12 protein-coding genes are annotated in these 13,569 nt (G+C 53.1%); 4 read left to right on the forward strand and 8 right to left on the reverse strand.

Annotated features, from left to right (window positions below; genetic code table 11):
• Window positions 1-122: 122 nt before the first annotated feature.
• From panD to glyA, 8 genes are all read right to left on the reverse strand, one after another.
• Window positions 123-503, reverse strand: a complete 381-nt coding sequence (panD, locus tag AAE484_RS16490; RefSeq protein ID WP_341939530.1) for an aspartate 1-decarboxylase — start codon at window positions 501-503, stop codon at window positions 123-125.
• A 48-nt stretch (window positions 504-551) separates the two neighbouring features.
• Entirely contained in the window at window positions 552-1,406 is an 855-nt protein-coding gene (gene panC, locus AAE484_RS16495; protein WP_341939531.1) for a pantoate--beta-alanine ligase, read from the reverse strand.
• A 124-nt stretch (window positions 1,407-1,530) separates the two neighbouring features.
• Window positions 1,531-2,919 carry a replicative DNA helicase gene (dnaB, locus tag AAE484_RS16500; RefSeq protein ID WP_341939532.1) on the reverse strand — a complete coding sequence of 463 codons (1,389 nt, stop codon included), beginning with the start codon at window positions 2,917-2,919 and terminating at the stop codon, window positions 1,531-1,533.
• Between the two features lie 154 nt (window positions 2,920-3,073).
• Entirely contained in the window at window positions 3,074-3,520 is a 447-nt protein-coding gene (gene rplI / locus AAE484_RS16505; protein WP_341939533.1) for a 50S ribosomal protein L9, read from the reverse strand.
• A 44-nt stretch (window positions 3,521-3,564) separates the two neighbouring features.
• The gene (locus AAE484_RS16510; RefSeq protein ID WP_341939534.1) at window positions 3,565-4,407 is read right to left on the reverse strand and encodes a hypothetical protein; all 843 of its coding nucleotides are present in this window, start codon (window positions 4,405-4,407) and stop codon (window positions 3,565-3,567) included.
• A gap of 44 nt (window positions 4,408-4,451) precedes the next feature.
• Complete coding sequence (rpsR, locus tag AAE484_RS16515) at window positions 4,452-4,679, reverse strand: 30S ribosomal protein S18 (protein WP_341939535.1); 228 nt, start codon at window positions 4,677-4,679, stop codon at window positions 4,452-4,454.
• A gap of 3 nt (window positions 4,680-4,682) precedes the next feature.
• Window positions 4,683-5,147 carry a 30S ribosomal protein S6 gene (gene rpsF, locus AAE484_RS16520; protein WP_341939536.1) on the reverse strand — a complete coding sequence of 155 codons (465 nt, stop codon included), beginning with the start codon at window positions 5,145-5,147 and terminating at the stop codon, window positions 4,683-4,685.
• Window positions 5,148-5,407: 260 nt separating this feature from the next.
• The gene (gene glyA, locus AAE484_RS16525) at window positions 5,408-6,673 is read right to left on the reverse strand and encodes a serine hydroxymethyltransferase (RefSeq protein WP_341939537.1); all 1,266 of its coding nucleotides are present in this window, start codon (window positions 6,671-6,673) and stop codon (window positions 5,408-5,410) included.
• 290 nt (window positions 6,674-6,963) lie between these two features.
• Between glyA and AAE484_RS16530 the strand changes: the two genes are divergently transcribed.
• From AAE484_RS16530 to AAE484_RS16545, 4 genes are all read left to right on the forward strand, one after another.
• Window positions 6,964-8,322 carry a DUF3300 domain-containing protein gene (locus AAE484_RS16530; protein ID WP_341939538.1) on the forward strand — a complete coding sequence of 453 codons (1,359 nt, stop codon included), beginning with the start codon at window positions 6,964-6,966 and terminating at the stop codon, window positions 8,320-8,322.
• 707 nt (window positions 8,323-9,029) lie between these two features.
• On the forward strand, window positions 9,030-10,385 hold the full coding sequence (gene drt3a / locus AAE484_RS16535; RefSeq protein WP_341939539.1) for an antiviral reverse transcriptase Drt3a: 1,356 nt from the start codon (window positions 9,030-9,032) through the stop codon (window positions 10,383-10,385).
• Window positions 10,375-12,501 (forward strand): antiviral reverse transcriptase Drt3b, encoded by a 2,127-nt coding sequence (gene drt3b, locus AAE484_RS16540; RefSeq protein WP_341939540.1) that lies wholly within the window; start codon window positions 10,375-10,377, stop codon window positions 12,499-12,501. Before drt3a ends, drt3b begins: the two co-directional genes overlap by 11 nt.
• A 322-nt stretch (window positions 12,502-12,823) precedes the next feature.
• On the forward strand, window positions 12,824-12,988 hold the full coding sequence (locus AAE484_RS16545) for a DUF2779 domain-containing protein (RefSeq protein WP_341939541.1): 165 nt from the start codon (window positions 12,824-12,826) through the stop codon (window positions 12,986-12,988).
• Window positions 12,989-13,569: the final 581 nt, after the last annotated feature.

Raw genomic sequence — 13,569 nt, forward strand, 5'->3', positions numbered from 1 at the left:
TGAAGACAGTGCGCTTGACTCTGTTGAGTAAGCTTAACAGCAGTTCGGGGAATTGGCTAAACAGCGCCGCCTCCGGGACGACGAGAGCCGTCCCGGAGACTGAATAGAGAGCAGTCGGGGTATTACGCGACTTGTGTGGGGATGGTATTGGAGGTGCGTTCGACGTTGTTCTGCTGGTCCAGATAGACCAGGCGCGGCTTGTGGTTGAGCATCTCAGCCTCGGTCAGTTGGCCATAGGCGGCGATGATCACCCGGTCGCCCACCTGCACCTTGCGCGCGGCGGCGCCGTTCATGGAGATGGTGCCGGAGCCGGCCTCGGCCAGAATCACATAGGTGGTGAAACGCTCGCCGTTGTTGACGTCGTAGATATCGATCTGTTCAAACTCACGCAACCCAGCCAGTTTCACCAGGTCGCTGTCGATGGCGCAGGAGCCGTCGTACCAGAGCTCGGCCTGGGTGACGGTGGCCATATGTAATTTGCCTTTCAGCATGGTAGAGAGCATAAGCTTCCCCCGGTTGTTCAGTGCTGGGGTCCAGTGTTCAGTGCCGGGTCAAGCGTCCAACACTAGCGATACATTGTCAATCAGACGCGCGCCCCGGGTGTACATGGCCCCCAGGATGGTGATTTCAGCGTCATCGTGCGCGGCGGGCTCCAGCGTGTGGCTGTTGCACACGCTCACGTAATCGACCCGGAAGCCCGCCTCGCGGATCTGTTCGGCGGCCTGGTTCGCCAGGCCCAGAAAGTCACGGTGCCCCGCCTGGATTTCGTCCCGGATCCAGCACAGGCTCCGGTATAACTGGGACACCGCCGGGCGCTCATCATCACCGATAAAACTGTTGCGCGAACTGAGGGCCAGGCCGTCGGGTTCGCGCACGATATCGCCGGCGCGTATTTCCACCGGCAGGCACAGGTCTTCGACCATGCGCCGGATCACCGCCAGCTGCTGGAAATCCTTGGCGCCAAATACCGCCATATCCGGCTGAACGATGTTGAACAGCTTGGTCACCACCGTGGTGACGCCTTCAAAGTGGCCCGGGCGACTGGCGCCACAGAGCACATCGGTCATGCTGGGCACGATCACCCGGGTCTGTTCCGCCATGCCGTTGGGGTAGATTTCCTTCTCATCCGGGCAGAACAGGTAATCACAGTCGACCGATTCCAGCTTGGCGGTGTCGGCCGCGAGCGTCCGGGGGTATTTGTCCCAGTCTTCGTTCAGGCCGAACTGCAGCGGGTTGACGAAAATGCTGGTCACCACACAGTCGCACTCTTCGCGCGCCCGCTCCACCAGGGCCAGATGCGCCGAGTGCAGATTGCCCATGGTGGGCACAAAACCGATGCGTTTGCCCTGCCGGCGCTCCTCGGCCAGCGCTTCGCGCAGCGAATGAATCTGGTGAAAAACATGCATGACAGGGCTGGCTCTCGGCTCGCAGTGTTACCTTTTTACCCCAAATGGGGCCCGGATAATACACGCTCACCCCAAATATGTACAATCTTTGTGCAACGCGCCCCTGAGGTCGTCGTTGCCACCATCAATAGTTGTCCTGCATGTACTCGGGCGCGAGATTCTCAAAGCGGGTGTATTTACCGATGAATGCGGCCCGGCAGGTGCCCACCTCGCCGTTACGCTGCTTGCCCAGAATCAGCTCGGCAACGCCTTTATCCGGGCTGTCCTCATTGTAGTAGTCATCCCGGTAAATAAACAAAATGACGTCGGCATCCTGCTCAATCGCGCCCGATTCACGCAGATCCGAGTTCATCGGCCGCTTGTTGGGGCGCTGCTCCACGCCCCGGTTGAGCTGGGACAGGGCGATGACCGGGCAGTCGAACTCTTTGGCCAGGGCCTTGAGCGAGCGGGAGATCTCGGAGATCTCCTGGGTGCGCCCCTCGGTCGGGCCGGACAGCTGCATCAACTGCAGGTAGTCGACCATGATCATGGCGGGGTTGCCGTGCTCGCGGGCGATGCGGCGCACACGCGCCCGCAGCTCGGTGGGCGACAGGCCCGGGGTATCGTCGATAAACAGGGGCTTGTCTTTGAGCTTGCTGACCGCGGCCGAGAGCTTGGGCCAGTCCTCTTCGGTGAGCTTACCGTTGCGGATTTTGCCCTGATCGATGCGCCCCACCGAGGACATCATCCGCATCACGAGCGAGGCCGAGGGCATTTCCATGCTGAACACCAGGGTGGGACGGGTCTGGGAGAAGATGGACGCTTCCACAAAGTTGAGCGCCAGAGCGGTCTTGCCCATGGAGGGACGCGCCGCCAGGATCACCAGCTCGCCCGACTGCCAGCCGGAGGTGCGCTGGTCCAGATCCTCCAGACCCGAGCTGACACCGGTCAGATCGCTGCCCGAGCGGAACAGCTCATCAATGCGCTGAACCGTATCCTTGAGCAGCGAATTGAGCTCCAGCAGACCGCCCTCCTTGGGGCGATCTTCGGCGATTTCCGCCACCCGCTTCTCGGCAATCTGGAGCAGATCGTCGGCATCCAGGCCCAGAGGGTTGTAACCGGATTTGCTGATTTCCTGGGCCACACTGATGAGCTGGCGCAGGGTGGAGCGCTCGCGCACGATATTGGCGTAGGCGAGGATGTTGGCGGCGCTCGGGGTGTTGGCGGCCAGTTCGGTAAGGTAGCCCAGGCCACCGACCCGCTCCAGCTCATCGTGCCGGTGCAGCTCCTCGGACAGGGTGATGACATCCAGCGGCTCGGATTCTTCCGAGAGGTGGCACATCATGCGGAAGATCTGCCGGTGATCGTCCCGGAAAAAATCGCGCTCGGTCAGCACTTCCCGCACCGCTTCCAGGCGCAGGTTGTCCAGCATCAGGCCGCCCAGCACCGCCTGCTCGGCCTCGACCGAGTGGGGCGGCGGCATATGGCCGGTAGAAGTTTCTTCCGGCAGCTCGTCCAGGGGTAATTCAGGCATAGGGGCTCTTTACGACTTCAGCGGCTTTAACGACTTCCATAGACACAAAAACGGGCACTATCGAGGTACCCATAAGGATCGATAGTGCCCGAATTCGTCGAACTTGTCACCGGCCCAGCGCGAGGGCGAGGCCGGTTAACGCCGGTGAGGCTACTTACTCAGCGACAACGCTCAGCTTGATGGTCTGAGTCACTTCGGCGTGCACCTGCACGTCGATTTCGAACTCGCCCACTTCGCGGATAGCGCCTTCGGGCAGCTTCACTTCAGCCTTGCTCACTTCCACGCCAGCCGCGGTGATCGCATCGGCGATATCGCGGGTGCCAATGGAGCCGAACAGCTTGCCTTCGTCACCGGCGTTGGCGCCGATGGTGACACTGACTTCGGCCAGCTTGGCGGCGCGCGCTTCAGCTTCGGCCAGTTTCTCGGCGGCGGCGGCTTCAAGCTCCGCGCGACGCGCTTCAAACTGGGCAACGTTTTCCTTGGTGGCCGGGATGGCCTTGCCCTGGGGCAGCAGGAAGTTGCGACCGAAACCGGCTTTTACGGCAACCTGGTCACCGATAGTGCCCAATTTACCGACTTTCTCAAGAAGAATTACGTCCATCTCGTTTACCCTCTAAGTTGTTTAATCTCTGCGGGGCTACCGTTCTAGGCCTTGGGTTGTACCCGCCCACGAACATCCAGCCATGTATCCAAAAATGCCAGCACCACCAGCAGCTGGCTGACGGGGTCCAGTACAAACAGTGCGATGTAAAACAGCACCAGCCACTGAACACCCAATTTCTTTAGCGCGACCACTCTGTGCACAATCGCCAGACCGGCGAACAACAATGGCAGAGTGAACAGCGCCGACCAGATACTGTAATCCGGCCCCTGAAACAGACTGTAAATCCCGGCGGCCATACAGACCACCGCTTGCGGAGCCGAAAGCTTCAGCGTCCGGAACTCCTCGGCGAAACCGCCGGGGTTGTACAACAGTGCCTGCCACCAGCGGCCAACAATCAGACCCAGGGTGCTGCTGAAGGCGATAACATAGGCTATAAGCCCCACAGCAAACGCTTTCCCCAACGGGGCCAGCGCATTGTCTGCCTCGTCCGTTTGCATTTGTTCTGTCATGCGCGCGAGGTTGTCGATTACAACCTCCACCGTCTCCGGCATGAAGCTCAACTGCCCCAGTGCCATCAGGGTGGCCAGGGCGACCGCCGCCATCAGGCTGCGGGCCCAGGAACCGGTACTTCCCAGCACCAGTGCCAACAGAAATGTCAGCACCACTCCATTGACCACAACAATGGGAACCAGCGGGTCGATCTGGCTGAAACCCAGCATCAATACCGCCGGCAGCACACCCCAGAGCGAGATCAACACACCGTTGTGCCAACCGGCTCGGAGCGTGACCAGAGCCACGGCAGCGGGGGTGAGTAACGGCACCCAGTTGCCGATCAGGGCAACGATGGCCGCCTGGAGACGGCCGCGCATCGTAAACTCAGCCACCGCCCGCACGTCAGGACTCCTTCAAACGGACCAGTACCCCGATGTTACTCGTGGCTGTCAGTGTACGGAATCAGTGCCAGGTAGCGCGCACGCTTGATGGCAGTGGACAGCTGACGCTGGTACTTGGCCTTGGTGCCGGTAATGCGGCTGGGCACAATCTTACCGGTTTCGGTAATGTAGGCCTTCAGGGTTTCCAGATCTTTATAGTCAATACGCTTCACGCCTTCGGCGGTGAAACGGCAGAACTTACGACGACGGAAAAAACGTGCCATCTCTTATTCCCCCTGCTTATCGGTTTCGGTTTCAGCCTTGGCTTCAGACTCTTTCTCAGACTTTTCGCCGTCTGAGGAGTCTTTGGCATCACCCTCTTCACGGCGTGCGGGGCGCGGAGCCTGCTTGGCCGTACGCTCACGGGCGTCTTTGTCCGCCTTGAGGATGGGAGAATCTTCGGTGATGGCTTCGTCTTCGCGCAGCACGAGGTTACGCAGAACCGCATCGTTGTAGCGGAAGTTGGTGGTCAACTCTTCCAGGGCTTCATCGGTGCACTCAACGTTCATGAGTACATAGTGAGCCTTGTGGATTTTGTTGATGGAGTAAGCCATTTGACGGCGACCCCAGTCTTCCAGGCGGTGAACCTGGCCACCGCTGTTCTTAACAGAGGCGGTGTAGCGCTCGATCATGCCGGGCACTTGTTCGCTCTGGTCGGGATGGACCATGAAAACAATTTCGTAATGACGCATTGTAGCTCCTTACGGGTTAAAGCCTCCCTCAGTACCTGTTTGGTGCCGGGTGAGACAAGGAGAGGCCCAAGCCAAATGGCTCGGGCCGGTTAGGGGCGGCTATTCTAGGGAGTTTGGCGGGGGGTTGCAAGCCGGATTGCGCGCTTTTTGCACAGTTTGGTGATCTTTGTGGCGGATGCGCTTGACGCTTATCCGCCCTACGTGAAGCACCGTGCTATCTGTAGGGCGGATAAGCTGTAAGCGCATCCGCCGTCACCCCATCAATCACCATAAACCGGAAACTTGCCGCAAACATCCAATACCTTGCCTTTCACTTCTTCGATCACGGCATCGGCGTTGCCGTCCTGCAGCGCTTCCAGAATGTCGCACATCCAGTGCGCCAGCTGCCGGCTCTCTTCCTCACCAAAGCCACGCGTGGTGATGGCGGGCGTGCCCACCCGCAGGCCGGAGGTGATAAAGGGAGAACGCGGATCGTTGGGCACGGCGTTCTTGTTCACGGTGATATTGGCGCGACCCAGGGCTTCATCCGCCTCTTTACCGGTGTATTCCTTGCCGATCAGGTCCACCAGCATCAGGTGGTTTTCGGTGCCACCGGAGACAATCTTGATGCCCCGCTCAATAAAGGTGGTGGCCATGGCCTTGGCGTTTTTCACCACCTGCTGCTGATAGGTCTTGTACTCGGGGCTCATGGCCTCTTTGAAGCTGATGGCCTTGGCTGCGATAACGTGCATCAGGGGGCCGCCCTGCCCGCCCGGGAATACCGCGGAATTGAGCTTCTTCTCGATCTCGGGGTTGGCCTTGGCCAGAATGATGCCGCCCCGGGGGCCGCGCAGCGTCTTGTGGGTGGTCGAAGTGGTCACATCGGCAATCTGGACCGGGCTCGGGTAAACCCCAGCGGCCACCAGACCGGCCACGTGAGCCATGTCAACCAGTAAGTAAGCGCCCACTTCGTCAGCGATATCGCGAAACTTCTGCCAATCCACAATCTGGGAATAGGCCGAGAAACCCGCCACGATCATGCGCGGCTTGTGCTCGCGCGCCAGGCGGGCCACTTCGTCATAGTCCAGCTCGCCGGTCTCATTGTTCAGACCGTACTGAACGGCGTTGTAGATCTTGCCGGAAAAATTGGGCTTGGCGCCGTGGGTCAGGTGACCACCGGCGTCCAGGCTCATGCCCAGAATGGTGTCGCCCGGCTTGCACAGCGCGGCATAGACCGCTGAGTTGGCCTGGGAGCCGGAGTGGGGCTGAACATTGGCGTAATCGGCGCCAAACAACTGCTTGGCGCGGTCAATGGCCAGATCTTCGCTCTGGTCCACATACTCACAGCCACCATAATAGCGCTTGCCCGGATAACCTTCGGCGTACTTGTTGGTCAGCTTTGTGCCCTGAGCCGCCATCACCAGCGGACTGGTGTAGTTCTCCGAGGCAATCAGCTCTATATGGTCTTCCTGGCGACGGCTTTCGTTCTGGATGGAGGCCCAGATTTCGGGGTCAAAATCGGCAATCGTCTGAGATTTATCAAACATGAACACATCCTGAGAAGGGCGACAGGCCACGATACCCAGCCCGCCGGGGTTAAAAAACAGGCCCGGATTGTACACCATTCAACCACAGCGCTTCCACGCAAATTGTTCAGGCTCAACCCGAAAACCATTCATCTACACTCATACTAAAAGGGCGGGGCGACCGGCTCCGCGCACGCAAGCTGAACCCGGGCCCGGCAACCGGGTCTCAGTATTCAGCTTCGGTTAAGCTGGCCGAGGGTATAACGGGATCAAAGGCCCATAATGGGTCGCCATCCCGGGGAGATACGCCCATGAAAACACTGATCGCCATTATGGCCACCCTGACCCTGCTACTGGGGGCCCACTCTCAGGCCGATGACAACCTGAGCCAGGCCGAGCTCAACCAGATGCTGGCCCCCGTCGCACTCTATCCGGACACGGTGCTCTCTCACCTGCTGATCGCCAGCACCTACCCGCTGGAAGTGGTCCAGGCCGAACGCTGGGCCAGCCAGAACACTCACAGGGAGGGAGACGACGCCGTCAACGCGGTGGATCACAAGAACTGGGATCCGAGCGTCAAGGCCCTGGTGGCCTTTCCGGACCTGCTGGAGCGCATGGCCGAAGACCTGGACTGGACCCAGTCACTGGGGGAGGCGTTTCTCTATGACGAGGCCGCCGTTCTGGCCACCGTGCAGGACCTGCGCCAGCGCGCCTACGAGGCCGGCAACCTCCGGACGACCGAGCACCAGGAGGTCGTACGCCAGAAACAGACCATCATCATCGAACCCCGGGTCTCTGAGGTCATTTACATCCCCTACTACGACACCCGCGTGGTCTACGGCCCCTGGTACTGGCACAACTACCAGCCGGTGCGCTGGCACCACCCCAGCCACGGATACTGGCATGCCGGCGTGTTCTGGAGCCACGGCACCCGAATCAGCAGCCACTTCTATTTCAGCAGCTTTCACTGGAGCAACCACCACGTGGTGGTCGTTGATATCCATTCCGGCCACCACCGCCCGCGCTTCCACTCCGGCCGCAGCGTGGTCCGCTACCGCGATGCCAAACGCTGGCACCACAGCCCCACGCACCGCCGCGGCGTGGAGTACCGCCGCGCCACCGTGCGCAAACAGTACGCCACACCCGCCCGCCAGGAGCGCAGCCACCGGATTCACAGTGGCGGAGGCAACCGTGCGCAGGGCCTTGAGCACCGCATGAAGGAGCGCTCCAGAGCGAGCACCGATAACCGCCGCGCACACGCCGACCACGCCGCCGGCCGCAAACAGCCGAGTGTCAACCGCCAGCACGGCCGGGACCAGGATCAACACTCCCGCATGGAGCGTCGCACCCTACCCGACCGGCAGGAGCGCGCCACCCGCTCCGACCGGGCAAACACCGATCGGACAAAAGCCGACCGGACCAAGACCCGAACTCCGGAGCGCACTACAGAGCGCCGACGCTCCACGGTTGATATCGGATCGCCCAAACGCCGCGACGCCCGCTCCGACCGAATCCATCAATCCCGGGGCACCCCCCAACGGCAGCAGCGTAGCCCGAACAACTTCGGCAACCAGAGCCTGCAACGCAGCAACCGCCAGCGAATGGAACGATCCGGCGGCCGCACCACCTCAGAGCGAGGCAGCAATCGTCGGACCACCAGAGATCGTTAATACGTAGGGTGGGCTCCGCCCACCTGCAAAGCTCCGGACCACCCTCCTTTTGGTGGGCAAAGCCCACCCTACGCCACTCTACTTTCAGTTGCGGAAGCGCTCTCCAGCCTGAAACAGACCAACCACAACTAACGCCATCAAAATGGGGCCGATAGCGGCCCCCAGGCGCATAGCTGACTGACCCAAGGCCCTGTGGGTTGAGCATTCCCTGAATGAAAGCCAATACAAAATTCGCCAGCGTTGGGATATCAGTACCCAGCCGGGTTTGACAGGCGCTCTTTGCTCAGTCATAAAGCTCCTTTTAAGTGTTAGTGGCACAGTCATCATCCCCAGTACGTAGGGTGGGCTATGCCCACCTGTCCAACTCCGGATCACGCTCATTTTGGTGGACAGCGGCCAGGACGAGAAGGTAATGTCAGGTGTAGCTACTGGCGGCATCCACCTATTGGGGGGAGGGTTATAAGGCTGATGTCTGCTATCGACCTAAAGCGGACGTTTGTTTAGAAAACTGCCAAATCACGTGTTTGATCGAAAAAAACACGTGTGAATACAATCGAATTTTTTTAATAGGCTTGAGATGGTCGATAAGAACGAAATTGATAGTGTCAGGCCAGAGGAACACACCTTGATATTACTTGAAGCTTCTATTGGAGTGTGTGGAAATATTTCCGATAACAATAGCGAAAATATGGGGGAAAACAGATATTATGCTTGATCAATCTTTCTCGGCCACCAATTTTCTAAAGATCGTTGATATTGAAAATCGAAAAGGCAATTATCTCGAAGGAGAATTTTTCCCGGATGTTGAAAAAATAAGCAAAGAAATCCAAGTGGCTAAAAATAAACTACGGAAGCTAAAGCAGAAGAAATCAACACTCTCTGAAGAGGAGTATGAAGAAAAAAAAGCAGAGGCCATAGCCAATATTGAAAACCTAAAAGGGAAGAAAGAAGAGCTTTTAAATGAAGAGATAAACAAGGTTAGCTCTCAAATAAACTCGAAAGGCTTCTCTTTCGGTATCAAGGAAGTAGATGTTGGAATGCCAAAAAAAGTATATGTTGCCGAACATAACGCGGCGACATATTTTGCGTTAAAACAGGTGCAGCATAATATTCGTCGCCTCTATAAGGTTAAACAGGCAAATCGACATCAGATCGTATGCCAGCTACGTGAATTATTGGGAGATAGGTTTCCAAAATATATCCTCAGAACCGACATTTCGTCTTTCTATGAGAGTATCCCTCGAAAACATATACTAAAAAAATTAAGGGATGATCCGCTTCTTACATTGTCCTCAAAAAAGATTATACGACGAATCCTATTTGAATACAGCGCGATAACTGGAAGTGATGTCGGATTGCCTAGAGGAATTGGCATAAGCGCTTATCTCGCTGAATTGTATATGCGTGATATTGATCGCACTATTCGCGACTATCCAGGCGTCTTATATTACGCCCGCTATGTTGATGATATTATTATTATATTTTGTCCGTCACCTAATACAGGGACAATGGCCTTTAGGCGTTCGATAGTCACTGAATTTAAAAGACTTGGATTAACAAGAAACAAGAAAAAAACACAGATTATTAAGTCAGATCCAAGTACAACCGCCTCTGTTCAATACCTTGGATACAAATATCAGATTGGTTCTGGTTCCCTTGAGCTGAGAATGACTGACAAAAAGATAAACCGATATAAGAAGCGTATTGATTTGACTTTTTCAGCTTATGCTAAGAAGGCGAATAAGCCTAAAAAGACTGAAATGAAAGCGCGTTCTTTATTAGAAAAGCGCGTCCGTTTTCTAACTAGCAATACACGTCTAGTTAATAATAAAAAGAATGTAGTATCTGGTATATTCTTTTCGAATTCATTGCTAACAAAACTAGATGATCTACAAAGTTTGGATAAATATCTATCTAAAAAAATAGCTGGTTTAACGAATCCCAGATTGCAAAACAGGCTTTCCGAACAGTCGTTCAAAAACGGTTTTAAAACCAGAGAATATCATAAATTTTCCGCTAAGGATCTGTCGAAAATAGTGGAGGTATGGAATCATGTCTATTAAGCAAGTACGCTTCCCCTATAAAAAAGAGCGCTGTTTGTTATCAGATGTATTGCCATTTGAGATACCTATTTCGTTTTCAAATCGTCACTTCTATTCGTTTGTATTGCGTCATAGAATTGCTGTCGAGGATAACGCCATTGTGTGGCTGAAAGCAGGTAAGGCACTAGATAAAATCGTAATGCTATTGTTCGCGATGCCGGACAATGCCAACCGGATTACGACTGTTCAGAGGTATGTCGGAGAAAAATTGACAGATTTTGTGCGATACCAGCTTGACGACAAAGGAATATCTAAGGCGAACAGAGAGCCAAAACCAGAACGGTTTATGATACCTTTTTATTATAAGGTTAGGCACAAAGAGACAGAATTTAGAGAGTTATGTGTTCCGCATCCTAAGAGCCAACTTTTAGTAGTCGATTTTTACGACCGATGTAAAGAGACCATTCTCTACTATACGTCCCTTAGCTCTTTTACGATTCGAGCACCATCTAGAATATCGAGAGTTCGATACCATCAAGATAAGCTCCACTTCGATAGACTCTCAACTGACCCAGAGATTGTTGAGCAGTCTGATCAAGAATATGAAAGCCTGAAGTCATTTTTTGTCTATAAAGATTACAGTAATATATATAAGTTTTATGAATCCTATCGATATCACCGTGCTGAGAAAAAATATAATAAGCTACTCAAGCTTGATATTTCTAAGTGTTTCGACAGCATTTACTCTCATTCAATAGGCTGGGCAGTAATTGGAAAGGATGCACAAAAAGCGTCCCTTGACCTCAATGGCGGGACATTTCCAGATCGGTTCGATAAATTAATGCATCATATGAATCATGGCGAAACTCATGGCATAATTATTGGGCCTGAATTTTCGCGCATTTTCGCTGAAGTAATACTTCAGGCTATTGATAGAGATGTCTCGCATAAGCTTGCCGCAAAGAATGAAGCCCTTTTACATGGGCGTGACTATGAAATCTTCAGATATGTTGATGATTATTTTATCTTTGTTAATGATGAAAGTGATGCAAAACAAATTGTTGAGGATCTTCAGCACACGCTTAAAAAATACAAACTATACCTGAATACGGCCAAGGCAATAACCTATGAAAAGCCTATTATTACCGAGATCACAATGGCGAAGCAGCAAATAGCCCGCTTGCTTGAAGACAGAATTAAATTTTCTTTGGAAGATATTGAGGTCGATAGCGGAGAAGTCCAAACCAAGGGTTCGGTCCACGTAAATGCCAATGCTCTAATAACAAGCTTTAAAACAATCATCAAAACATGTGGCGTAGAATATAAAGATATGCTGAACTACAGCCTTGCCATAGTGGAGAGGCGGTGCGAAAAGATATTTACAAACTATCTTAAAGTCAGCCCGAAGCTTAGATCTCAGACGAAGCTAATTAATGCTATCAAGGGCATCATAGAGTTTCTCTTTTTTATCTACTCTGTATCGCCGCGAGTGAATACCACCATACGGCTATGTCGAATACTCCGGGTCGTTATTCTGTTTCTTAAAACAGGACATGTTGAGCAAGAACAGGTGCAGTCTGTGCATAAGCAAATATTTGATAATGTTTGCTTTGTTCTTAAAAAGAATGAAACCTCTGAACAAACCCAAGTAGAGACCCTATATTTGCTTATCGCGCTGTCAGAGCTTGGTCGCGATTATTGGCTAGAGGAGAGTGTACTCAGCAATTATCTCGGAATAAAAGCAATGGATAATGGAAGTAAATCCGAGCCCATTAACTCCTTAAACTATTTTTCTATATCGGTGTCGCTTTTCTATATGAAGAATAAGGTTCGGTATAATACGTTGAGAGATCGCATTATTGATGCTGCTCTAGACCGAATTCGAATGCGTTCGGAAACTTGTCATAAAAATGCAGAGATGATTTTCCTTTTGTTCGATATAATCTCTTGCCCGTATGTGCCCGATGATAGGAAGCGAAAAGCTCTTGAAATGTTTGAAGTCACCGATCCCCCGCTTGTAGGCGATATTATAACTTTTACCGATAGTGATAGCAGGCCTCAGCGATGGTTCACTAATTGGTACGACTTTGATTTTGGAAAAGAACTGGACGCGAAGCGTAGCCAAGAGGTATATTAGGCATACGCGCTTCGTCAGACAGTTTAATGGCTGTATGCAGCCACACACACATGCGCGGCGGCGAAACTGAATCAAAACCGGTTCCGTTGCACAAAGGTGGTCTTGGCGAGCCACCTTTTTTTAATAGATTTCTAAGCATCAATTTATACTTTATGCCCGTGGTAATGTGCTTCATGATAAGTAGTGATGCTCACAAAGACAGATTTTATTCACTTTCTTAATTGTCCAAAGTCCCTCTGGTTTTTAAAGAGAGACCCTGATCACTATCCCTATGGGGAATTCTCAACTTTCATGCAGAAATTTGTGCGCGAAGGATATGAAGATGTCTGCAATGTATCCAGATAAAGAGTCCTTTCTTCTCGATATAAATGAGCGAATGGTGGATTTGGAGAATGTTTTCAAGGCAGCGTATATCGATGCCAGATTTGAAGGCTCCACCTCCATTAAGAAAGTTCTGCCTGTGGTTTTCCCTAGTCATAAATTATGACGATCTACACGTGAAAGATGGTTATCTGGCTATGGGAGCGTGACACGCTCGCAATGGTAGAAATATATCGATTTTTAATCGGGTTGGTCAATGATTAATCCCTTTTTAATCTAGCTCAACGTCCGCTTTTGGCCGAAAACGGACGATAGCGGTTTTTGCTTGGCAATAATGTTTGAGGCATGAAGTATCCAAACCGGACATTTTAAGGGTGTACCAAGACGTTAAATCGGCGGATTGGTTTCAACAAAGCCCCCTATATACTGATCTTCAGCGGGAGAGTTTAACGCATAGGGCTTTAGCTCGGATTACTGTGGATCGGGCACTTCCATGGTAATAGCCGAACCAAGTCACCACCGCAACTCTTTTATGAAAGGGGTATCAGCGATGCTGGCTACGGGGGCGATTTGTTAGGCCCAGTAGGTAGTACATGTGGTTCTCTCCTATCACTCACCTTTTTCTCTGTACTTTCCCTCGGGGCACCATTTACCCTCTTATCTGTCAGTTTTTGTGAAGCTTGTCCGGTAATCCCCCCATTTTTAACAGGGGCCATAAGTAGAGCTAGGCCACAGTGGCCAACTTCT

The organism is Marinimicrobium sp. C2-29 (genome assembly GCF_038419845.1).
Taxonomy (GTDB): Bacteria; Pseudomonadota; Gammaproteobacteria; order Pseudomonadales; family Cellvibrionaceae; genus Marinimicrobium.